Here is a 22,129-nt window from a genome sequence, read left to right as displayed (position 1 = left end):
TCGAGGTGCGTGGGGTCGTGGGGTGCGTGGGGTGCGCGGATCAGCTGGTCGAGGCGGCGGCGCGCCGGTGACGCCAGGCGCTCACGGTGGTGATCAGACGGGGGGTGAGGACTGAGGCCACCAGCAGCAGCCCGGTGACGATCACCTGGACCTCGTTGGCCACGTCGTTGAGGGTCAGCAGATTCTTCAGGACGCCGATGAGCAGCACCCCGGCCACGGCGCCGAACAGCGTGCCCTTCCCGCCGTCGAAGTCGACCCCGCCGAGCAGGACGGAGGCGATGACGAGCATTTCGAAGCCCTGGCCGTTGTCGGCCCGTGCGCTGCCGTACCGCAGGGTGAACACCACCCCCGCGAAGGCCGAGATCAGCCCGCTGACGACGAACAGCAGCAGCTTGACGCGTTTGACGCGGATGCCCGCGAAGTACGCGGCGTCCTCCTGGGCGCCGATGGCGAACAGCGACCGGCCCAGGCCCGTGGCGTGCAGCACCACGGCGGCGATGACGGCCAGCACGATGAACAGCGCCACCGGATAGGTGAGGAAGGTGCCGGGCACGGTGGTGGTGTCCACGGCCCACTTGGCGTACGTCTCGGGGAAGTCGGTGATGGCGCCCGTGCCGAGCACCACCGAGGCCAGCCCCCGGTAGAGGGCGAGCGTCCCGATGGTGACGGCGAGCGAGGGCAGCCCGACCCGGGTGACCAGCCAGCCGTTGAGCAGCCCGCCGGCCACCCCGACCAGCAGCACGATCGGCACGATGGTCTCGAACGCCCAGCCCGCGTCCCACAGTTGGCCGGTGAGCGCGCTGCCAAGACCGAGCATCGAGGCCACCGACAGATCCACCTGCCCGGCCACCACCAGCAGCGTCATCGGCAGCGCCATCAGCGCCACCTCGGCGATGTCGTTGAAGGCGAAGGCGAGGTTGTCGTGGCTCGCGAAGCCGTCCGTGGTGCCGAGGCCGGTGAGGAAGACGGCCACCAGCAGCACCCCGACGGCGGTGTCCCACCTGAGCTTCATCGGGCGCTCCTCTTCCTCAGCGCACGGGTCATGCGCACCCTCACGATCCGGTCCACGCTGATGGCCGCCAGCAGCAGCGCACCGGCGATGGCGTCCTGCCAGAAGGAGTCGACCTTCAGCACGGCCAGGGCGCTGCCGATGGTGGTGAGCAGCAGCGCGCCCAGCGCGGCACCCCACACGGTGCCGGTGCCGCCGACGATGGCGACGCCACCGACCACCACCGCGCTGACCACGGTCAGCTCCCAGCCGTGGGCGTTGTCCGCGACGACGGTGCCGAAGCGGGCCAGCCACAGCGCGCCCGCGAAGCCCGAGACGGCGCCGGAGAACAGATACGCGGCGAGCACCCGCCGCCGGATCGGCACCCCGGCCAGCCGGGCGGCCTCCGGGCTGGAGCCGATGGCGTGCAGCTCACGGCCCGCGCGGTAGGTGCGCAGGACGTACGCGGTCCCGGCGAGCGCCGCGAAGGCGATCAGCGGCAGGTACGGAATGCCCAGCACGCTGCCGCTGCCGAGGTCCAGCACGGGCTGCGGCACATCGGCCGCGTTGATCTGCTCCCCCTGCGCCCACCAGTAGTCGACGCCCTGGATGATGTAGAGCATTCCGAGGGTCACCACCAGCGCGGGCACCCGCCCGAAGCTCACCAGCGCACCGCTGACGATGCCGCAGGCCGCGCCGACGAGGATGCCGAGAGCCAGGACCGTCAGCACCCCGTGGTCGGTGCCGGAGACGAACTTCCCGCAGGCGAAGGCGGACAGGCCCACCACGGAGCCGACCGACAGATCGATGTTGCGGGTGATGACCACCACCGACTGCCCGACCGCGAGCAGCACCAGGATCGCTGCGTTGAGCAGCAGGTCCTTGATGCCCTGGTCATTGAGGAAGCGCGGCTCGGCGATCCATGTGAACAGCACCAGCAGGACGAGGGCCCCGGCGATGCTGATCTCCCGGGCGCGGAAGACGGCGTCGACGAGCGAGCGCGCCGAGCGTGCCGTCTCCGGCGCGGCGGCGGGCTGGTCTGGTTTCTCGGGTTTCTCGATGGTCACGCTCACGTGCGGGTCCCTTCTGCGGTGGCGCCGGTGGGCCCGGTAGCGCCCGTGTCACCGGTGGCGTGGGGGTGCCCGCTCGTGCCGGTGGCCCCGGTGGGCCCAGTGGCGCCGGTGGGCCCGTTGGCGCCCGTGTCACCGGTGGCGTCGGTGTGCCCGATCGCCGCGGGGTCGCCAGTGGGCCCGGTCGCGTCGGCGTCGCGGGGGAGCCCGGTGGCGTCGGCCTCACCGGCCTCACCGGCCTCACCGGCGCCATCGGCGCCATCCGTGAGCCCGGTCGCGGCGGCCATCACCGACTCCTCGGTGGCCTCGGCGCGCGGGATCTCGGCGACCAGCCGACCCTCGTGCATCACCAGGACCCGGTCGGCCATGCCCAGCACCTCGGGCAGATCGGAGGAGATCATCAGCACCGCGAGGCCATCGGCGGCCAGCGACGACAGCAGCCGGTGCACCTCGGCCTTGGTGCCCACGTCGATCCCGCGCGTGGGCTCGTCGACGATGAGCACCGTGGGCTCGGTGGCCAGCCACTTGGCGAGCACGACCTTCTGCTGATTGCCGCCGGAGAGCACCCCGACGTGGTCGGCGAGGCTGCCGTACTTCAGTTGGAGCCGGACCGCCCAGTCGGCCGCGCGGCCGCGCTCCAGCGCCCGTTTCACCAGCCCCGCGCGGCCCAGCCGGTCCAGGCCGGTGAGCCCGATGTTGCGTTCGATGGACATCTCCATCACCAGGCCCCGCTGGCGCCGGTCCTCGGGGACGAGCGCGAGCCCGGCGTCCATGGCGGCGGTCGGCGAACCGGGCCGCAGCGCCGACCCGCCGACCCGCACCTCGCCCGCGTCCGCCCGGTCCACCCCGAAGACGGCCTGGGCGACCTCGGTGCGCCCGGCGCCGACCAGCCCGGCGAGCGCGACGATCTCACCGCGCCGCACATCGAAGGAGACGTCCCGGAAGACGCCCTCACGGGTCAGCCGCCGCACCGACAGCGCGGTTTCGCCGACCCGGCTGTCCTGTTTGGGGTAGAGCTCGGCCAGGTCCCGGCCCACCATGCGGCGGACGAGATCGTCCTGGGTCAGCCCCGCCAGCGGCTCGGAGGCCACCCACCGGCCGTCCCTCAGGACCGTGACCCGCTGGCAGAGTTCGAAGATCTCCTCCAGGCGGTGGGAGATGAACAGCACGGCGGCGCCCTCGGCGCGCAGCGTCTCGACCACCGAGAAGAGCCGGGCGGTCTCGCTTCCGGTGAGCGCCGCCGTCGGCTCGTCCATGATCAGCACCCGGGCGTCGAAGGAGAGCGCCTTGGCGATCTCGACGATCTGCTGATCGGCGATGGACAGGCCCCTGGCGGGCCGGTCCGGGTCGAGTTCGACGCCGAGCCGCGCCATCAGGGCGGCGGTGGAGGTCCGTACCGCCTTGTGGTCGATCCGGCCGAGCGCCCGGCGGGGCTGACGGCCCATGAAGATGTTCTCGGCGATGGACAGATCGGGGAAGAGCGTCGGCTCCTGGTAGATGACGGCGATGCCGACGTCACGCGCTCCGGCGGGGCCGTGGAAGACCACCGGCTCGCCGTCCAGCAGCACCCGGCCGGAGTCGGGCCGGTGCACCCCGGCGAGGGTTTTGATGAGCGTGGACTTGCCCGCCCCGTTCTCACCGGCCAGGGCATGGGCCTCACCGGCGAAGAGCTCGAGCGAGACGTCCCGGAGGGCCCGTACGGCGCCGAAGGATTTGTTCACCCCCTCGAGGGCGAGGACCGGCACACCGGTCGTAGCAGGCTGGCTCACGGAGTCTCCTGACGCGTACGCAGGGGCAATAAATGAAATGTTTCAATGCCGGATTCCGGGAAGCTAGCCCTGCACTATGCGGCCGTCAAGGGGGTGCGCACGGGATATGCCCATATCGATTCAGCCCCCTTGACGCACCCTGACGTCCGGCCCTACGGTCCAGGCGCCTTGGGTTGAATCGTTTTTCGTCTCTCTCGTCTTCGTGGCCCGGCCAACCGTTCCCGCGTGGCCCGGCCAACCGTTCCTGCGTGACTCGGTCAACCGTTCCTGGAAATCCAGCCGTACCCAGCCGTACCCAGTCGTCACTGGAGGACGCTCGTGATCAGCAGACGCCACCTGCTCGCCACCACCGCCGCCACCGGTACGGCCCTCACGGGTCTGCCCGCACTCACCCCGTCCGCCACCGCCGGGGAACGGCCCGGCGCCGGGCTGCGGGTCCGGAGCACGACGGTGGAGTACGCACCCCATCCGCTCGGCCTCGACACCCCCCGCCCCCGCCTGAGTTGGGTCCTCGACTCGGACGCGAACGACCAGGTGCAGAGCGCGTACCACATCCGGGTCGCCACTTCCCCCGACCGGCTCGGCGACCCCGACGTCTGGGACAGCGGCAGGACGGCAGCACACCAGTCGGTCCTGGTCCCCTACGACGGTCCGGCCCTGCGCCCGAGCACCCGGTACCACTGGTCGGTGCGGGTCTGGGACGGCCACGGCCGCCCCTCCCCGTGGTCCGCCCCCGCCTGGTGGGAGACCGGACTGCTGGGCGCCGAGCGGTGGCGGGCCCGCTGGATCACCGCGCCCGCCGCGCTGACCGCGCCCCCGGCCCTGGACGGCGCCTCCTGGATCTGGTTCCCCGAAGGGGATCCGGCCGCCGACGCCCCCGCGGCCACCCGGTGGTTCCGCGGCTCCGTCCACGCCGCGGGCGCCATCCGCCGCGCCCGGCTGGTGGTGGCGGCCGACGACGGCTTCACCGCCCAGGTGAACGGCACGGAGGTCGCCGCCCGCAAGGCGCTGGGCGTGCTCAAGGCGTGGAGCCATCCGGTCACCGTCGACATCACCGAATTCCTGCGCCGGGGCGCCGCCACCCTGGCCATCGCGGCCACCAACGCCGAGCGGGGCCCGGCGGGGCTGCTGGCCACCCTGGAGCTCACCACCGAGGACGGCACCACCACCCACCACCACACGGACGCCACCTGGCGCACGACCGACGCCGAACCGCCCGCCGGCTGGGCGGATCCGGACTACGACGACAGCGGCTGGGCCACCGCCAAGGAGCTGGCACCCTGGGGCAGCGGCCCCTGGGGCAGGGTGTTCCCCCTCCAGTCCCCCGCCCAACTCCGGCGCACCTTCCGGCTCACCAAGCCCGTCGCACGCGCCCGGCTCCACTCCACGGCGCTGGGCCTCTACGAAGCCCACCTCAACGGCGTCCGCGTCGGCCGCGACCAACTGGCGCCCGGCTGGACCGACTACCGCAAGCGCGTGGCGTACCAGACCTACGACGTCACCGACGCCCTCCGTCGCGGGGCCAACGCCCTCGGGGTGACCCTCGCGCCCGGCTGGTACGCCGGGAACATCGCCTGGTTCGGCCAGGGCCGCTACGGCGACCACCCCGCGGTGCTCGCCCAGCTGGAGGTCACGTACACCGACGGCAGCACCGAGCGCATCACCACCGACCAGCAGTGGCGCGCGGCCACCGGCCCGCTGCTGACGGCCGATCTGCTAATGGGCGAGGAGTACGACGCCCGTAAGGAGACCCCGGGCTGGACCTCACCGGGCTTCGACGACACCGGCTGGCAGCCCGCCGTCACGGCCGCGGACATCACGGCCGAGGTCGTGGCCCAGACCGACGCCCCGACCCGGGTGGAACGCGAGCTCAAGCCGGTCGAGGTCACCGAACCCGCCCCCGGTGTCCACCTCTTCGACCTGGGCCAGAACATGGTCGGCAGCGTCCGCCTCACCGTCTCCGGCCCGGCCGGCCGCAAGGTCCGGATCCGCCACGCCGAGGTACTGGGCCCGGATGGCACCGCCTACACGCCCAATCTGCGCACCGCCCGTCCCGTCGACACCTACACCCTCAAGGGCGGCGGCCCCGAGACCTACGAGCCGCGCTTCACCTTCCACGGCTTCCGCTACGTCGAGGTCACCGGCTACCCCGGAAAGCCTCCCCTCGACGCGGTCACCGGCCGGGTCATGCACACCGACGCCCCGTTCACGATGTCCTTCCACACCGACTCGGCGATGCTCAACCAGCTGCACTCCAACATCACCTGGGGGCTGCGCGGCAACTTCCTCTCCATCCCCACCGACACCCCGGCGCGGGACGAACGGCTCGGCTGGACCGGCGACATCAACGTGTTCTCCAGCACCGCCGCCTACACCGTGGAGTCCGCCCGCTTCCTCACCAAGTGGCTCCAGGACCTGCGCGACGGCCAGACCGAGGAGGGCTCCTTCCCCGATGTGGCACCCCACCTCGGCGACGTCGGCAACGGCGCGGCGGGCTGGGGCGACGCCGGGGTGACCGTGCCCTGGAACCTCTACCAGGCGTACGGCGACACCCGGGTGCTGCGCGAGAACTGGCCGGCCATGCGGCGCTGGATCACCTACCTGGAGCGGCACAGCACCGATCTGCTGCGGCCCGCCGAGGGCTACGGCGACTGGCTCAGCGTCGAGGCGGACACCCCCAAGGACGTCATCGCCACCGCCTACTTCGCACACGCCACCGACCTCGTCGCCCGCACCGCACACGTCCTGGGCGAGGACCCGGCCCCGTACGAAGACCTCCTGGTCCGTATCAAGGCGGCCTTCAACCGCGCCTATGTCTCCGCCGACGGCAGGGTCAAGGGCGACACCCAGACGGCGTACGTCCTGGCGCTCTCCATGGACCTGCTCCCCGCCGACCTCCGCAAGCCCGCCGCCGACCGGCTCGTGGCCCTCGTCCAGGACCGCGACTGGCATCTGTCCACCGGCTTCCTCGGCACCCCGCGGCTGCTTCCGACCCTCACCGGGACCGGTCACACCGACGTCGCCTACCGCCTGCTCCACCAGCGCACCTTCCCCTCCTGGGGGTACCAGATCGACCGGGGGGCGACCACGATGTGGGAGCGCTGGGACTCCATCAAACCGGACGGCAGCTTCCAGGACGTCGGGATGAACTCCTTCAACCACTACGCCTACGGCTCGGTCGGCGAGTGGATGTACCAGAACATCACCGGGATCGCCCCCGCCGCCCCCGGCTTCCGAGAGATCCTCATCCGGCCCCGCCCCGGCGGCGAAGTGCGCTCCGCCGAGGGCCGCTACGACTCCCCGCACGGCCCGGTCACCACCCGCTGGTCGCAGGGCGAGGACTTCAGCCTCACGGTGTCCATCCCGGTCAACACCACCGCAGAGGTCTGGGTCCCCGCGCGCCGCGCGGCGGATGTGACCAGCCGCGGCGCACGCTTCCTGCGACTGGCGGACGGCTGCGCGGTGTTCGCCGCGGGGTCGGGGACGCACCACTTCTTGACGCGTGGCGGACCGCGCGGCTAGGTTTCTTGAATCGTTTCATGAAGGAGATTCATGTCTGACGTTCCAGCCGTGAAGGCGGCCCTCAAGAGCCAGGCGGTCGAGACGCCGTCATGGGCGTACGGCAACTCCGGAACCCGCTTCAAGGTCTTCGCCCAGCCCGGTGTGCCGCGCTCCCCCCAGGAAAAGCTGGACGACGCCGCCCAGGTGCACACCTTCACCGGAGTGGCACCCACCGTCGCCCTCCACATCCCCTGGGACACGGTGGAGGACTACGGGGCGCTCGCCAAATACGCGGAGGAACGCGGACTGAAACTGGGCGCCATCAACTCCAACGTCTTCCAGGACGACGACTACAAGCTGGGCTCGGTCACCCATCCCGACCCCGCGGTCCGCCGCAAGGCGCTGGACCACCTCCTGGAGTGCGTCGACATCATGGACGCCACCGGCTCCCGCGATCTCAAGCTCTGGTTCTCCGACGGCACGAACTATCCCGGGCAGGATGACATCGCGGCCCGTCAGGACCGCCTCGCCGAGGCGCTGAGCGCCGTCTACGAGCGGCTCGGCGAGGAGCAGCGCATGCTGCTGGAGTACAAGTTCTTCGAGCCCGCCTTCTACGCCACGGACGTGCCCGACTGGGGCACCGCCTACGCCCACTGCCTCAAGCTGGGGCCCAAGGCCCAGGTCTGCGTGGACACCGGCCACCACGCCCCCGGCACCAACATCGAGTTCATCGTCGCCCTCCTCCTGCGCGAGAAGAAGCTCGGCGCCTTCGACTTCAACTCCCGCTTCTACGCGGACGACGACCTGATGGTGGGCGCCGCCGACCCCTTCCAGCTCTTCCGCATCATGTACGAGGTGGTCCGCGGCGGCGGGCTGACCTCGGGGGTCGCCTTCATGCTCGACCAGTGCCACAACATCGAGCCCAAGATCCCGGCGATCATCCGCTCCGTCATGAACGTCCAGGAGGCCACGGCCAAGGCGCTCCTGGTCGACCGCGACGCCCTCGCGGCGGCCCAGCGCGGCGGGGACGTCCTCGGTGCCAACGCGGTCCTGATGGACGCGTACAACACCGACGTACGGCCGCTGCTCGCCGAGGTCCGCGAGGAACTGGGCATCGACCCCGACCCGATGGGGGCGTACCGGGACTCGGGGTGGGCGGAGCGGATCGTGGCGGAGCGGGTGGGGGGACGGCAGGCGGGGTGGGGCGCGTAGCGCCTTGGCGCCGTGTGCTTCCCGGAAAACCGGGGGCGGAGCCCCCGGCCCCCCTCGGGGCTCCGCCCCGAACCCCGGCGGGGGCTCCGCCCCCAAACCCCCGGGGCGCCACATTCGCCCGACCGGCCGCCCCGGGCCCGGGTCCGCCCCCGGGGCGGACTTGCGCGGGGGGCGCGCCTCGCTTCATCGCATTCGCTGAGACAGGGCCACTGACACCATGAGGACGACATGACCGCAGAACCTCACTCCGAGGCGGCCGCGCTGCTGGAGCGTTCGCATCGCTTGGGCGCCGATCCTCGCAATACCAACTACGCGGGCGGGAACACCTCCGCCAAGGGCACGGCGATCGATCCCGTCACGGGGCGGGACGTCGAGTTGATGTGGGTCAAGGGCTCCGGTGGCGATCTGGGTACGCTCACCCACTCCGGCCTCGCCGCGCTCCGTCTGGACCGGCTCCGGGCCCTCACCGGGGTCTACCCGGGGGTGGAGCGCGAGGACGAGATGGTCGCGGCCTTCGACTACTGCCTGCATGGCAAGGGTGGCGCCGCGCCGTCCATCGACACCGCCATGCACGGCCTGGTCGACGCCGCCCATGTCGACCACCTCCACCCCGACTCCGGTATCGCCCTCGCCTGCGCGGCCGACGGTGAGGCGCTCACCAAGGAGTGTTTCGGCAACCGCGTCGTGTGGGTGCCCTGGCGCCGCCCCGGCTTCCAGCTGGGCCTGGACATCGCCGCCGTCAAGAAGGCCAATCCGCAGGCCATCGGCTGCGTCCTCGGCGGCCACGGCATCACCGCCTGGGGCGCCACCTCCGCCGAATGCGAGGCGAACTCCCTCCGCATCATCCGCACCGCCGAGGAGTTCCTCACCACACGCGGCAAGGCGGATCCGTTCGGCCCGGTCATCCACCCCACCCCGCCCGAGTCCGAGCGTCGCGCCCGAGCCGCCGCCCTGGCTCCCGTGATCCGCGGTCTGGCCTCCACGGACCGCCCCCAGGTCGGCCACTTCACGGACTCCGGCACCGTCCTGGACTTCATCTCCCGCGCCGAACACCCACGCCTCGCGGCCCTCGGCACCTCCTGCCCGGACCACTTCCTCCGTACGAAGGTCCGCCCCCTGGTCCTCGACCTTCCCCCGGATACGCCCCTGGACGAGACGATCACCCGTCTCAAGGAGCTCCACGCCGAGTACCGCACCGACTACGCGGCCTACTACGAACGCCACGCCACTCCAGACTCCCCCGCCATGCGCGGCGCGGACCCCGCCATCGTGCTGATACCCGGCATCGGCATGTTCAGCTACGGCAAGGACAAGCAAACAGCCCGCGTGGCGGGCGAGTTCTACATCAACGCGATCAATGTCATGCGCGGTGCGGAAGCCGTCTCCACCTACTCCCCCATCGAGGAGTCGGAGAAGTTCCGCATCGAGTACTGGGCGCTCGAAGAGGCCAAGCTCCGGCGCATGCCGCAGCCGAAGCCCCTCGCGACCCGTATCGCCCTGGTGACCGGCGCGGGCTCAGGCATCGGCAAGGCGATCGCCCACCGCCTCGTGGCCGAGGGCGCATGCGTAGTGGTCGCGGATAACAACGCGGACTCGGCCACGGCCGTCGCACAAGAACTGGGCGGCCCGGACAAGGCCACCGCCGTAACCGCCGACGTCACCTCGGAACAACAGATCAAGTCGGCATTCGCCCAAGCCGCGCTGGACTTCGGCGGCGTGGACATCCTCATCAACAACGCCGGGATCAGCATCTCCAAGCCCCTCCTCGAAACAACCACCGAGGACTGGGACCTCCAGCACGACATCATGGCGCGAGGCAGCTTCCTGGCATCCCGCGAGGCCGCAAAGACATTCATCGCCCAGAACATGGGCGGTGACATCGTGTACATCACCTCCAAGAACGCGGTGTTCGCGGGCCCGAACAACATCGCGTACTCCGCCATCAAGGCCGACCAGGCCCACCAAGTCCGCCTCCTCGCCGCCGAATTGGGCGAGCACGGCATCCGTGTCAACGGTGTGAACCCCGATGGCGTCGTCCAGGGCAGCGGCATCTTCGCAGGCGGCTGGGGCGCACAGCGCGCGGCGGTCTACGGCGTCCCCGAAGAGAAGCTGGGCGAGTTCTACGCCCAGCGCACCCTGCTCAAGCGCGAAGTACTCCCGGCCCATGTGGCGAACGCGGTCTTCGCACTCGTGGGCGGCGATCTGACCCACACCACGGGTCTGCACATCCCGGTCGACGCGGGGGTCGCGGCGGCGTTCCTGCGCTGACACGCGCGTGAGGGGACGGGGTCGCAGGGGTGGGGTCCTGGACGCTCGGGGTTCCCCATGCCGAAGGCCAGGGGCGTATTTGTGGCGCCAATCTCCGGCCAACCCAACGCTCAACGGCCGTCGGCGCCGTAAATATACGGTCCAGGGCCCCGCCCCGGAGGCCCCGGCCCCCGCCCGTACGAACCACAGCAACCACCCACGCGCCCCACCCACCACGAGGTCCACGTGCCCACCACAGAACACTGCTTCGCCGCCGTGGACCTCGGTGCGTCCAGCGGCCGCGTCATCGTCGGCGAGGTCGCCCCCGACCGGCTGACCCTCCACGAGGCGCACCGCTTCCCCAACCAGCCCACCCGCGTCCTGGGCACCCTGCACTGGAACGTCCTGTCCCTGTACCAGGGCGTGCTCGAAGGGCTGAACGCGGCCGCGGCGCACACCGCGCACAACCGCCTGACCAGCATCGGCATCGACACCTGGGCCGTGGACTACGGACTGCTGGCCGCCGACGGCACCCTGCTCGCCAACCCCGTGCACTACCGCGACACCCGCACCACCGGCGCCGCCGAGAGGGTCGCGGCGGCGCTCCCGCCCCGGGCCCTCTACGCCGCCACCGGCATCCAGCACCTCCCCTTCAACACCATCTACCAGCTCATGGCGGCCCAGGGCACCTCCGCCCGCACCGCCGCCCACCGCCTCCTCCTCATCCCCGACCTCATCTCGTACTGGCTGACCGGCGAGCTCGGCACCGAACTGACGAACGCGTCCACCACCCAGCTGATCGACCCCCGTACCCGCGGCTGGGCCACCCCCGTGGCAGCGGCCCTGGGCATCGATCTGTCGCTCTTCCCGCCGCTGCGCCACCCGGGCGACCCCGCCGGAACCCTGCGCCCGGAAGTCCTCGCCGAAACGGGGCTCGCCGGCCCCGTCCCCGTAACCGCCGTCGGCTCGCACGACACCGCGTCCGCCGTCGTCGGCGTCCCGGCCACCACACCCGACTTCGCGTACATCGCCACCGGCACCTGGTCCCTCGCCGGGCTCGAACTGGACGCGCCGGTGCTCACGGAGGCGAGCCGCGCGGCGAACTTCACGAACGAGCTGGGCGTGGACGGCACGGTCCGCTACCTGCGCAACATCATGGGCCTGTGGATGCTCCAGGAGTGCGTCCGCACCTGGAACGCCGAGCACACCCGAGGCGCCGGCACGGACCTCACCGCGCTGCTCCAAGAGGCGGCCCGAGCCACCCCCCTCCGCTCCGTGGTCGACGCCGGCGACCCCGCCTTCATCGCCCCGGACCATATGCCCGACCGCATCGCCGACGCCTGCCGCCGCACCGGCCAGCCCGTCCCCCGCACCCCGGCCGAGACCACCCGCTGCGTCCTGGACTCCCTGGCCCTGGCACACCGCCGGGCGATCGAGGACGCCACCCGTCTGTCCGGCCGTACGGTCCGCACCGTGCACATCGTCGGCGGCGGGGTGCACAACACACTGTTGTGCCAGCTCACCGCCGACGCCTGCGGACTCCCCGTCGTCGCGGGCCCGGCCGAGGCGGCGGCCCTGGGAAACGTACTGGTCCAGGCCCGGACGGCCGGAGCGATCACCGGTGGTCTGACCGACTTGCGCGCGCTGCTTCACAGCACCCAGCCGCTGAGGCAGTATGAGCCCACAGGTGATCATTCGGCGTGGGACCGGGCAGCCGCCCGGTTGGGGGACGCGCAGGTCACAGGGGCCGCCACCGGCCAGGGCGACGAGGAGGAACCGTGCGCGTAGCGCTCTTCATCACCTGCGTCAACGACACCCTCTATCCACGCACCGGCCAGGCCGTGGTCACGCTCCTCGAACGGCTCGGTGTGGAGGTCGGCTTCCCGGACGGGCAGAGCTGCTGCGGCCAGCCGCAGTTCAACACCGGCTACCGCCACCAGACCGAACCGCTGCTGCTCCGCTACGCCAGGGCGTTCCGGGACTATGAATACGTGGTGACCCCCTCGGGGTCGTGCGCGGCGATGGTGCGCGACAACTACCCCCGGATGGGTGCCAAGGCCGCCGCCGAGGGGCGCGGCCAGGAGCTCGCGGAGGCGGCGGCCGAGGCCGTCCCCAAGACGTACGAGCTCACCGAATTCCTCACCGACGTCCTGAAGGTCACCGATGTCGGTGCGTACTACCCGCACACCGTGACCTACCACCCCACCTGCCACGGGCTGCGGATGCTGCGGCTCGGCGACCGCCCGCGCTCGCTCCTCGCCGCCGTGCGGGGGCTGAACCTGGTGGAGCTGCCGGGCGCCGAGGAGTGCTGCGGCTTCGGCGGTACGTTCGCCGTCAAGAACGCGGCGGTCTCGGCGGCCATGGGGGCGGACAAGGCGCGCAACATCACGGCGACCGGCGCCGAGGCCGTGTGCACGCTCGACAACTCCTGCCAGATGCACATCGGCGGCACACTCGCCCGCCAGGGATCCACGGTCCGTCCCATCCACCTCGCCGAGATCCTGGCCAGCACGGAAGGAGACGTCTGGTGAACGCACCCCATCAGGCCACCTACCTCGGGATGCCCGCCTTCCCGACGGCCGCCGACGCCTCGACCCGCAACACCCAGCTGCGCGCCAACCTCCGCCACGCCACGCACACCATCCGCGCCAAGCGCGCCTCGGCGGTGGCCGAACTGGACGACTGGTCGCGGCTGCGCGCCGCGGGCGCGGCCATCAAGGACCGTACGCTGCGCCATCTCGACCACTATCTGGAGCGGCTGGAGAGCGCGGTCACGGCGGCCGGTGGCCATGTGCACTGGGCGGCGGACGCGGACGAGGCGAACCGCATCGTCACGGAGCTGGTGCGGGCGACGGGCGAACGCGAGGTCGTCAAGGTCAAGTCGATGGCCACGCAGGAGATCGGTCTGAACAACGCGCTCGCCACGGCCGGGATCACGGCGTACGAGACCGATCTCGCCGAGCTGATCGTGCAGCTCGGCGACGACCTCCCCTCCCACATCCTCGTGCCCGCGATCCACCGCAACCGGGGCGAGATCCGCGACATCTTCGCGGCGAAGATGGCCCAGTGGGGCCGCCCGGCCCCGGAGGGGCTGACCGACGCGCCCGCCGACCTGGCGGAGGCCGCGCGGCTACACCTCCGCGAGAAGTTCCTGAACGCCAAGGTGGGGATCTCCGGCGCCAACTTCATGGTCGCGGAGACCGGCACACTCGTGGTCGTGGAATCCGAGGGCAACGGGCGGATGTGCCTGACCCTCCCCGAGACGCTGATCTCCGTCGTGGGCATCGAGAAGATCGTCCCCACCTTCCAGGACCTGGAGGTCTTCCTCCAGCTCCTGCCCCGCTCCTCGACCGCCGAGCGGATGAACCCGTACACCTCCACCTGGACCGGCACCACGGACGCGGACGGGCCGAGCACCTTCCATCTGGTGCTGCTGGACAACGGCCGCACCGACACCCTCGCCGACACCGTGGGCCGCCAGGCGCTGCGCTGCATCCGCTGCTCGGCGTGTCTCAATGTGTGCCCGGTGTACGAGCGGGCGGGCGGCCACGCCTACGGATCGGCGTATCCGGGGCCGATCGGCGCGATCCTCACCCCCCAACTGCGCGGCACCCAGAGCGAGGTGGACGCCTCGCTGCCGTACGCGTCGTCCCTGTGCGGGGCGTGCTACGAGGTGTGCCCGGTGGCCATCGACATCCCGGAGGTCCTGGTCCATCTGCGTGAGCGCGTGGTCGAGGGCGGGCCCGCCTCCGTCCGCGGCACCCGTGCGGTCATCAAACCCGCCAAGGGCCACGCCGCCGAGCGTGCCGCGATGCGCGCCGCCCGCTGGGCCCTGGACCACCCCCTGGTGCTGCGCACCGGCCAGCGCCTGGCCTCCCGCACCCGCCGCTTCCATCCGCGCCGGCTGCCCGGTCCCGGGCGGGCGTGGAGCGATACGCGTGAGCTGCCGAGCGTGCCGGAGGAGTCGTTCCGCGACTGGTGGCAGCGCACCCGGGGCGGGAGCCGCACGGAGGGAAGGAAGACCACATGACCCCGCGAGACCCCGGCTCCCGGAACCCCGACGACCCCGGCAACCCCGGCGCCCAGGGCGCCCACGCCCCCGGCACGCGGAGCACCCAGGACCCCGGCCCCCACGCCCCAGGTGCCCCCGGCCTCGGCTCCCGTGCCCTGGTCATGGCCCGCATCCGCCGCGCCCTGGCCGATGTGCCGCGCGCCGAGACGCCCGGTGAGGTGCCGGTCGAGCGCACCTACCACCGCGTCCACGGCGACCGCGGCTCCGCCGAGACCGTGGACCTCCTCGCGGAGCACCTGGCCGACTACCGCGCGATCGTCCACCGCGCCGACACCCCCGACCACACCGGCGCCCCCGAGGCCCCCGGCGCCCCTGGCGCCCCGTCCCTCCCGGCCCTGATCGCCCGTCTCCTCGCCGACCGCGGCGCGACCAGCGTGGCCGTGCCCCCGGGCCTCCCCGCCTCCTGGCTGTCCGACGTCCCCGACGCGGTGCGCCGGGTTCCGGACGCGGCGGAGCTGACTCCGCACGACCTGGACGCGGTCTCCAGCGTGGTGACGGCCTGCGCGGTGGCCATCGCGGAGACCGGCACGGTGGTCCTGGACGCCGCCCCCGACCAGGGACGACGCCATATCACCCTGGTGCCCGACCACCACATCTGTGTGATCCGCGTCCCGGACCAGGTCGTGGGTTCCGTCCCGGAGGCGCTCGAACGCCTCGACCCGGCCCGCCCGTTGACCTGGATCTCGGGCCCGTCCGCGACCAGCGATATCGAACTCGACCGCGTCGAAGGCGTCCACGGCCCCCGCACTCTCGAAGTGATCCTCGTCGGGCCGCAAACCGCTGGTCGGAGCTGATGGAGAAGCGGCTGCCGAGCACCGTGGGCTCCAGGAGGCATACCCCGGCCGTGGCGGGGCATATGCCATGGGGGCATGGAGGGGGAACACCCGTGCGGACGATGCGGCGTTCCTCACATACCGGCGGTAACACCGCTGTTGGGCGGTTTACGCCGGTGCCGTTGTCGGTAGGGGCATCTAGTCTTATGGCATGCGTCCGACTCCTACTCAACAACCCGGCTTACTGACCACCTCCTCCACCGATCAGGCCAACGAGGCGATTCGCGTCTTTCTGCGGGCCCGGGCGGGCCGGGCACTGCGGCCTTCGGAGCGGGCCGAGTACAGCCGGTTGCTGAAGGTCTACACCCGGGCGCTGCGCTGCGAGGTGGAGAAGGCCGCCTGAGCGGCGACTGGGCGGCGCACAAGCCGACCACAGCTGAAAAGCGGTCACAGTTGAACATCGGGGGGACGCCATGCGGGCGGTGGGGAAGGTCGTCTTCGGGGCGGTCTTAACGGGGCTCCTGGGGATCGCCGGATACGGCGGATACAACCTCTACACGGGCGTGACCGGCGGCGACACCACCGCGGCCCATGACGGTCCGGTGACCGCGGACGAGACCCGGCGGACCGCGCGGGAGTTCCTGGACGCATGGGCGGACGGCAATGACATGCTCGCCGCCGGACTCACCAATGACGCCGAGTCGGCCATCGGCGCGCTGAGCGGCTATCGCGACGACGGCCATGTGAAGAGGGTGACGACCACCCCGGGCGCGGCGCGGGGCACCACGGTGCCGTTCACCGTCAAGGCCGAGGTGACCTTCGGCAAGGCCCGATCGAGCTGGACGTATGAGTCGCGGCTGACCGTGGTGCGCGGCCGGACGACCAAGAAGCCGCTGGTCGACTGGAGGCCCTCCGTCCTCCATCCCCGACTGGGCGCCGATGAGTCCCTGCGGACGGACCTGGCCGACAATCCACCGGTGCGGGTGCTGGACCGCGACGGCAAGGAGCTGCGGCAGGGCCGCTACCCCTCGCTCGACCCGGTGCTGATCGCGCTGCGCGCGAGATACGGGGCGGACGCGGGCGGCACGGCGCGGGTGGAGGTGGCGGCGGTCAAGCCCGACGGCACCTCCGGGGCGACGCTTCATGTGGTGACGAAGGGCACCCCGGGCACGCTGCGCACCACACTCGACGCCGGGGTGCAGAAGAGCGCGGAGAAGGCGGTGGCCACCCGCGACGGCGCCTCCGTGGTGGCGCTCGAACCCAGCACCGGCGAGATCCTGGCGGTGGCCAACTCCGATCAGGCCGAGTTCAACGCCGCGTTGCAGGGGCAGACGGCGCCGGGGTCGACGTTCAAGATAGTCACCGCGGCCACCCTGCTGGAGGCGGGCACGGTCAGCCCGAGCCGCCCGGTGCCCTGCCCGAGGACGGCGGCGTACGCACAGGGCATGACGTTCCACAACGTCGAGGGGAGCGCGAACCCCGGCGCCACCTTCGCACAGGACTTCGCGGCGTCCTGCAACACCGCGTTCGTCTCGCTCGCCGGAGCCGTGCCCGATGGCGCGCTGGCCCAGGAGGCGCGCACCGTGTTCGGGCTCGGGCTGAACTGGCGGGTGGGCGTCACCACCTTCGACGGCGAGGTGCCGGGCGGAAGTGGCGACGACAAGGCCGCCGCCATGATCGGCCAGGGCGCGGTCCAGATGAATCCGCTCACCATCGCCTCCGTCACGGCCACCGCCCGGACCGGCACCTTCAAACAGCCCGTCATCGTGCCGCGCTCCGTGGACCACCGGGAGATCGCCACCAGCGACCGCAGCCTCAGCCCGGCCACCGTGTCGCAGCTCAAGGCCATGATGCGGCTGACCGCGACCAGCGGCACCGCCGCCCGCGCGATGTCCGGGCTCACCGGTGACATAGGCGCCAAGACGGGTTCGGCCGAGATCGACGGCCAGCCCAAGACCAACGCCTGGTTCACCGCCTATCGGAACGATGTGGCGGCCGCCGCCGTGGTCACCGGCGGTGGGCACGGCGGGGACGCCGCCGGGCCGGTCGTCCGCGCCGTACTCGAAGCGGGCTGACCCCTCCCCCGAGTTCCCCGTCGGTGCCTCGGCCGCTGAGCACTTCGGCCGATCAGCTCTTGAGCCGCTCCCGCAGCTCCTCGACGTCCGCCAGGAACCACGTCTGCCGCCCCCGGTTGCACTCACGGACGAAGTCCCGCAGCGCCGAACTGCCCTCCGTATGGCGGGAGATGTCACCGAGGACGACCAGCCCCATCCGGTAGGTGACGAACTTCTGGACGATGTCCCCGGCGACGCGCGTGCTCAGCCGGAAGAACGCCTCGTCGAACCGCTCGGCCGGGACCACGACCCACTGGGCACCCTGGTACGAGGCGTTGCCGATGAGATCCAGCGCGTCGCGTTCGGCGCCGATGGTCTCGCCGTCGGCGGCGCACATCAGGACGGGGACGTCATGGATCGTTCGCAGGTCGCTCATGGCGGCCAGGCTAATTGCCGCACACGGGCGCGGTCGACGGCATTACGAGTCCCGCCACTTGTCCTCGTCTTCGGTGGTCTTCGTGTCCCTCCGGCGCCGACTGGTGCAGGGTGTGGCACAGACCGGTATCAAGGGCTGACCGAGGAGAACGATGAGCTCCACGCAGCACACGCCACTGCCCTACTACGAGGACGTCTCCCCCGGCGCGGGAACGCTGCCGCCCCGACCCTGGACCCCGTCCTCCGACGCCGCGCGGCTGAGCCTGAACGGGACGTGGTCCTTCCGGCTGTCACCGACCGCCACCACCGAGGACGACGCCTTCGCCCGCCCCGGCTACGACGCCCGCGGCTGGGACGAGATCCCGGTGCCCGGCCACTGGGTGCTGCACGGCCACGGGGCGCCGATCTACACCAATGTGCGCTACCCCTTCCCGGTGGACCCGCCGCACGTCCCCGCCGAGAACCCGACCGGCGACCATCTGCGCGTCTTCGACCTGCCCCGCGACTGGCCGGACGGCGGGGACGCGGTGCTGCGCTTCGAGGGCGTCGAATCCTGCGCCCGGGTCTGGCTCAACGGCGAGGAGCTCGGCACCTTCAAGGGCAGCCGGCTGCCGCATGAGTTCCCGGTCGGGGGTCTGCTCGAGCCGTCGGGGAACGTGCTGGCCGTCCGCGTCCACCAGTGGTCCTCCGGAAGCTATCTCGAGGACCAGGACCAGTGGTGGCTGCCCGGCATCTTCCGCGAGGTGACGCTGGAGCACCGCCCCGAGGGCTCGCTCGCCGACTACTTCGTCCACGCCTCGTACGACCACACCACCGGCGAGGGCACCCTGCGGATCGACTCCGACCCCGGCGGCCGGATCACCGTCCCCGAGCTGGGGCTCGACCTGGCCACCGGGGAGAGCGCCACCGTCCCCGTCGAGCCGTGGACGGCGGAGACGCCCCGGCTGTACGAGGCGTGGCTGACCACGGTGGGCGAGAGCGTCTCGCTGCGCGTGGGGTTCCGTACCGTGGTGATCGAGGACGGGCTGCTCAAGGTCAACGGCCGGCGGGTGCTCTTCCGTGGCGTCAACCGGCATGAGTTCCACCCGGAAAACGGGCGGGCCGTGGACCTCGCGACCATGCGCCGCGATCTGGTGCTGATGAAGCGGCACAACATCAACGCCGTGCGCACCAGCCACTATCCGCCGCATCCGGCCTTCCTCGGGCTCTGCGACGAGCTGGGGCTGTGGGTCATCGACGAATGCGATCTGGAGACCCATGGCTTCGGCGTGCTGGACTGGCGGAACAACCCGGTGGACGACGACCGCTGGACCCCGGCGCTGCTCGACCGCGCCGAGCGGATGGTCGAGCGGGACAAGAACCACCCGGCCGTGGTGATGTGGTCGCTGGGCAATGAGTGCGGCACGGGGCGCGGGCTGTCCGCCATGGCCGACTGGATCCGGGAGCGCGACCCGTCCCGGGTGATCCACTACGAGGGCGACCACTCCTGCGCCGACACGGACGTCTACTCACGGATGTACGCGCCGCACGAGGAGGTCGACCTGATCGGCCGGCGCACCGAGCCGCCGTGGAGCGATCCGGAGCTGGACGCGAAGCGCCGGGCGCTGCCGTTCATCCAGTGCGAATACGCCCACGCCATGGGCAACGGTCCTGGCGGGCTGAGCGAGTACCAGCGGCTCTTCGAGGCGCATGAGCGCTGCCAGGGCGGTTTCGTGTGGGAGTGGATCGACCACGGCTTCACCCGGCGCGCCCCCGACGGCCGCTTCTACCATGTGTACGGCGGGGACTTCGGCGAAGAGCTGCACGACGGGAACTTCGTATGCGACGGGCTGGTCTTCCCCGACCGCACCCCCTCCCCCGGCTTGATCGAGTACAAGAAGGTCATCGAGCCGGTGCGGATCGAGGGCGACGAGGCGGATGGCACGGTCCGGATCACGAACGGCCACGACTTCGCCGATCTATCCCATCTAGCCTTCACCTGGACCTATGAGGCCGAGGGCGAGGCGATCGGCTCGGGTGAACTGACGGTGCCGCCGCTGCCCCCGGGCGAGTCCGTCGAGCTGAAGCTCCCGGCCCCGCCGCCCGGCGCCGAGGCGGGGGCGGAGACCTGGTGGACCGTCGAGGCGCGGCTCGCGGCCGCGACGGCGTGGGCGGAGGCGGGCCATACGGTGGCCTGGGCCCAGCTCCCCGCCACCGCCCCTGGCGCCGGGGCGCGCGCCCTCGCCTCCGGGGAGGCGCCGCGCCGCGAAGGCGACCGGATCGTGCTCGGCCCCGGCGTCTTCGACGCGGCCACCGGCGCCCTGACGTCCCTCGGCGGGCTCCCCGTCACCGAGCCGCCCCGCCTGGACATCTGGCGCGCGCCCACCGACAACGACAACGGCGCGTCCTGGCAGCCGGACGAGCGCTGGGGCGTCATCTGGCGCCGGCTCGGCCTGCATCGGGTGCGGCACCGCACCGACGCGGTGGAGACGACACCGGACGGTGCGCTGACCGTCCGTACCCGTGTCGCGCCCGCCGCCGTGGACATCGGCCTGGAGACGGTCTACCGCTGGACCGCCGACGCGGCCGGACGGCTGAGCCTGGCCGTCTCCGTCACCCCGCTGGGCGAGTGGCCCTGCCCACTGCCGCGCCTGGGCCTGCGGCTCGGGGTCCCGGCGGCACTGGGCGACGCCGAGTGGTTCGGCGGCGGCCCCGGCGAGGCGTACCCGGACACCCGCACGGCCGCCCGGGTGGGGCGGTGGGCGCTGCCGGTGGACGAACTCCAGACGCCATACGTCCGCCCCCAGGAGAACGGCGCCCGGATCGACGTCCGCTGGGCGCGGCTGACCGCGCCCGACGGCTCGGGGGTCCGGATCGAGGGCGACCCGGCCTTCTGGTTCACCGCGCGCCGCTGGACCACCGAGCAGCTCGACGCGGCCGAGCACACACCGGATCTCGACCCGTCGAACGACACGGTGTGGCTGAACCTGGACCACGGCCAGCACGGCATCGGCAGCCAGTCCTGCGGCCCGGGAGTGCTGGCCGAACACCGCCTGAACGCGACGTCCGCGGAGTTCTCGTTCACCTTCTCGCGGCTGACCTGACCCGACGGTTACGTACGGTCGGGCCGCCCCCCAACACCCAACCCGACCGTACGCCCCCACCCCCCAAACAAGCGCGACGGCAGCCCCTCGACCCGCCCCGAACGCATAGCAATCGCGGCCCCGGCCCATGCCCCCGTAGCGAGCCCACCAGGGACAGCCCAAGGGGCGGGGCTGGGTTCGGCGGGGTCGGGGGACGGAGCCCCGCGAACGGAGTCTGGGACGCAGCCCTCGGCGGGGGTTGGGGGGCGAAGCCCCCGAAAGGGGCTGAGGTGAAGCTCCGGCGGGGGCCGGGGGCGCAGCCCCCGAAGGGGCGTCCGGGGCGGAACCCAAGCGGGGGCTCGGGGGCGGAGCCCCGGAGTGGGGGGTGGGGCGGAGCCCCGGTGGGGGCCGGGGCTGGGCCCCGGTTTCGGGGAGGGGCGGGGTGGGGAAGGACCCCCGCGTCCCGCGGCCTTACGCGCTTCTGCCGCGCAAAGCCTCAATTGCCCGATCCGCGTGCACACCCATCCGAAACTCACTCTTGACGATCTCCAGCACCTTGCGATCGGTATCAATCACAAAGGTGACCCGCTTGGTCGGCACCGCCGCGATCCCCCGCTTCACCCCGAACCGCGCCCGCACGGTCCCCTCCGGGTCCGACAGCAGCGGATAGCCGAAGGAGTACGCATGGGCGAACTCCGCCTGCTTCTCGACCGAATCGGCGCTGATCCCGACCGGCTGGGCGCCGAGCGCCTTGAACTCCGCCGCGATGTCCCGGAAGTGACACGCCTGTTTGGTACAGCCGGGGGTGAAGGCCGCCGGATAGAAGAACAGCACCACCGGACCGTCCACCAACAGCCCACTGAGCGAACGGACAGCGCCGGTCTCATCCGGCAGTTCGAAGTCCTCGACCACATCACCGATGTTCATGACCGCACGCTACCGGGCG

At 71.7% G+C, this 22,129-nt stretch carries 15 protein-coding genes; 10 read left to right on the top strand and 5 right to left on the bottom strand.

Features of this window, described 5'->3' with window-relative positions; all coding sequences use genetic code 11:
• Window positions 1-40 precede the first annotated feature (40 nt).
• From NQU54_RS15460 to NQU54_RS15450, 3 genes are read right to left on the bottom strand one after another with little or no spacing between them, the layout of a single operon-like run.
• Window positions 41-1,012, bottom strand: coding sequence for an ABC transporter permease (locus NQU54_RS15460; protein ID WP_206333771.1), 972 nt, complete (start codon window positions 1,010-1,012; stop codon window positions 41-43).
• Window positions 1,009-2,061 carry an ABC transporter permease gene (locus tag NQU54_RS15455; protein WP_257631556.1) on the bottom strand — a complete coding sequence of 351 codons (1,053 nt, stop codon included), beginning with the start codon at window positions 2,059-2,061 and terminating at the stop codon, window positions 1,009-1,011. Before NQU54_RS15455 ends, NQU54_RS15460 begins: the two co-directional genes overlap by 4 nt.
• A complete protein-coding gene (locus tag NQU54_RS15450; protein ID WP_441005747.1) occupies window positions 2,058-3,827 on the bottom strand; it encodes a sugar ABC transporter ATP-binding protein in 1,770 nt (589 codons plus the stop codon). Before NQU54_RS15450 ends, NQU54_RS15455 begins: the two co-directional genes overlap by 4 nt.
• 318 nt (window positions 3,828-4,145) lie before the next feature.
• Here NQU54_RS15450 and NQU54_RS15445 point away from each other — a divergent pair, with 318 nt between their 5' ends.
• From NQU54_RS15445 to NQU54_RS15405, 9 genes are all read left to right on the top strand, one after another.
• On the top strand, window positions 4,146-7,349 hold the full coding sequence (locus NQU54_RS15445) for an alpha-L-rhamnosidase (protein ID WP_257631555.1): 3,204 nt from the start codon (window positions 4,146-4,148) through the stop codon (window positions 7,347-7,349).
• A gap of 30 nt (window positions 7,350-7,379) precedes the next feature.
• Window positions 7,380-8,540 (top strand): L-rhamnose isomerase, encoded by a 1,161-nt coding sequence (rhaI, locus tag NQU54_RS15440; RefSeq protein ID WP_257631554.1) that lies wholly within the window; start codon window positions 7,380-7,382, stop codon window positions 8,538-8,540.
• A gap of 228 nt (window positions 8,541-8,768) precedes the next feature.
• On the top strand, window positions 8,769-10,808 hold the full coding sequence (locus tag NQU54_RS15435) for a bifunctional aldolase/short-chain dehydrogenase (protein ID WP_257631553.1): 2,040 nt from the start codon (window positions 8,769-8,771) through the stop codon (window positions 10,806-10,808).
• Between the two features lie 225 nt (window positions 10,809-11,033).
• On the top strand, window positions 11,034-12,575 hold the full coding sequence (locus NQU54_RS15430) for a rhamnulokinase (protein WP_257631552.1): 1,542 nt from the start codon (window positions 11,034-11,036) through the stop codon (window positions 12,573-12,575).
• Entirely contained in the window at window positions 12,566-13,318 is a 753-nt protein-coding gene (locus tag NQU54_RS15425; protein WP_257631551.1) for a (Fe-S)-binding protein, read from the top strand. Before NQU54_RS15430 ends, NQU54_RS15425 begins: the two co-directional genes overlap by 10 nt.
• Window positions 13,319-13,347: 29 nt before the next feature.
• A complete protein-coding gene (locus tag NQU54_RS15420) occupies window positions 13,348-14,817 on the top strand; it encodes a lactate utilization protein B (RefSeq protein ID WP_257631604.1) in 1,470 nt (489 codons plus the stop codon).
• Between the two features lie 143 nt (window positions 14,818-14,960).
• Window positions 14,961-15,653: a LutC/YkgG family protein gene (locus tag NQU54_RS15415; protein WP_257631603.1), complete on the top strand. Its 693-nt coding sequence runs from the start codon at window positions 14,961-14,963 to the stop codon at window positions 15,651-15,653.
• 190 nt (window positions 15,654-15,843) lie between these two features.
• Window positions 15,844-16,035 (top strand): hypothetical protein, encoded by a 192-nt coding sequence (locus tag NQU54_RS15410; RefSeq protein ID WP_257631550.1) that lies wholly within the window; start codon window positions 15,844-15,846, stop codon window positions 16,033-16,035.
• A gap of 70 nt (window positions 16,036-16,105) precedes the next feature.
• Window positions 16,106-17,707 carry a penicillin-binding transpeptidase domain-containing protein gene (locus NQU54_RS15405; protein ID WP_257631549.1) on the top strand — a complete coding sequence of 534 codons (1,602 nt, stop codon included), beginning with the start codon at window positions 16,106-16,108 and terminating at the stop codon, window positions 17,705-17,707.
• Window positions 17,708-17,759: 52 nt separating this feature from the next.
• Here NQU54_RS15405 and NQU54_RS15400 read toward each other — a convergent pair whose 3' ends face one another.
• Complete coding sequence (locus NQU54_RS15400) at window positions 17,760-18,122, bottom strand: DUF4180 domain-containing protein (protein WP_257631548.1); 363 nt, start codon at window positions 18,120-18,122, stop codon at window positions 17,760-17,762.
• A 151-nt stretch (window positions 18,123-18,273) separates the two neighbouring features.
• On the opposite strand from NQU54_RS15400, the gene NQU54_RS15395 reads away from it, so the two are divergent.
• Complete coding sequence (locus NQU54_RS15395; RefSeq protein ID WP_257631547.1) at window positions 18,274-21,204, top strand: glycoside hydrolase family 2 TIM barrel-domain containing protein; 2,931 nt, start codon at window positions 18,274-18,276, stop codon at window positions 21,202-21,204.
• Window positions 21,205-21,654: 450 nt separating this feature from the next.
• On the opposite strand, the gene NQU54_RS15390 is transcribed toward NQU54_RS15395, so the two are convergent.
• Window positions 21,655-22,110 carry a peroxiredoxin gene (locus tag NQU54_RS15390; RefSeq protein WP_257631546.1) on the bottom strand — a complete coding sequence of 152 codons (456 nt, stop codon included), beginning with the start codon at window positions 22,108-22,110 and terminating at the stop codon, window positions 21,655-21,657.
• Window positions 22,111-22,129: the final 19 nt, after the last annotated feature.

It is taken from the genome of Streptomyces malaysiensis subsp. samsunensis, from assembly GCF_024519315.1.
Lineage (GTDB): Bacteria > Actinomycetota > Actinomycetes > Streptomycetales > Streptomycetaceae > Streptomyces > Streptomyces malaysiensis.
Note: the sequence above shows the minus strand (reverse complement) of the source record. Positions and strands in the feature narration are given on the sequence as shown.

What these genes read in the sequence shown, in the direction of transcription:
- NQU54_RS15460 (WP_206333771.1), bottom strand. Translation starts at nt 1,012, where the DNA reads ATGAAGCTCAGGTGGGACACCGCCGTCGGGGTGCTGCTGGTGGCCGTC.
- rhaI (WP_257631554.1), top strand. Translation starts at nt 7,380, where the DNA reads ATGTCTGACGTTCCAGCCGTGAAGGCGGCCCTCAAGAGCCAGGCGGTC.
- NQU54_RS15435 (WP_257631553.1), top strand. Translation starts at nt 8,769, where the DNA reads ATGACCGCAGAACCTCACTCCGAGGCGGCCGCGCTGCTGGAGCGTTCG.
- NQU54_RS15420 (WP_257631604.1), top strand. Translation starts at nt 13,348, where the DNA reads ATGCCCGCCTTCCCGACGGCCGCCGACGCCTCGACCCGCAACACCCAG.
- NQU54_RS15415 (WP_257631603.1), top strand. Translation starts at nt 14,961, where the DNA reads ATGGCCCGCATCCGCCGCGCCCTGGCCGATGTGCCGCGCGCCGAGACG.
- NQU54_RS15410 (WP_257631550.1), top strand. Translation starts at nt 15,844, where the DNA reads ATGCGTCCGACTCCTACTCAACAACCCGGCTTACTGACCACCTCCTCC.
- NQU54_RS15405 (WP_257631549.1), top strand. Translation starts at nt 16,106, where the DNA reads ATGCGGGCGGTGGGGAAGGTCGTCTTCGGGGCGGTCTTAACGGGGCTC.
- NQU54_RS15400 (WP_257631548.1), bottom strand. Translation starts at nt 18,122, where the DNA reads ATGAGCGACCTGCGAACGATCCATGACGTCCCCGTCCTGATGTGCGCC.
- NQU54_RS15395 (WP_257631547.1), top strand. Translation starts at nt 18,274, where the DNA reads ATGAGCTCCACGCAGCACACGCCACTGCCCTACTACGAGGACGTCTCC.
- NQU54_RS15390 (WP_257631546.1), bottom strand. Translation starts at nt 22,110, where the DNA reads ATGAACATCGGTGATGTGGTCGAGGACTTCGAACTGCCGGATGAGACC.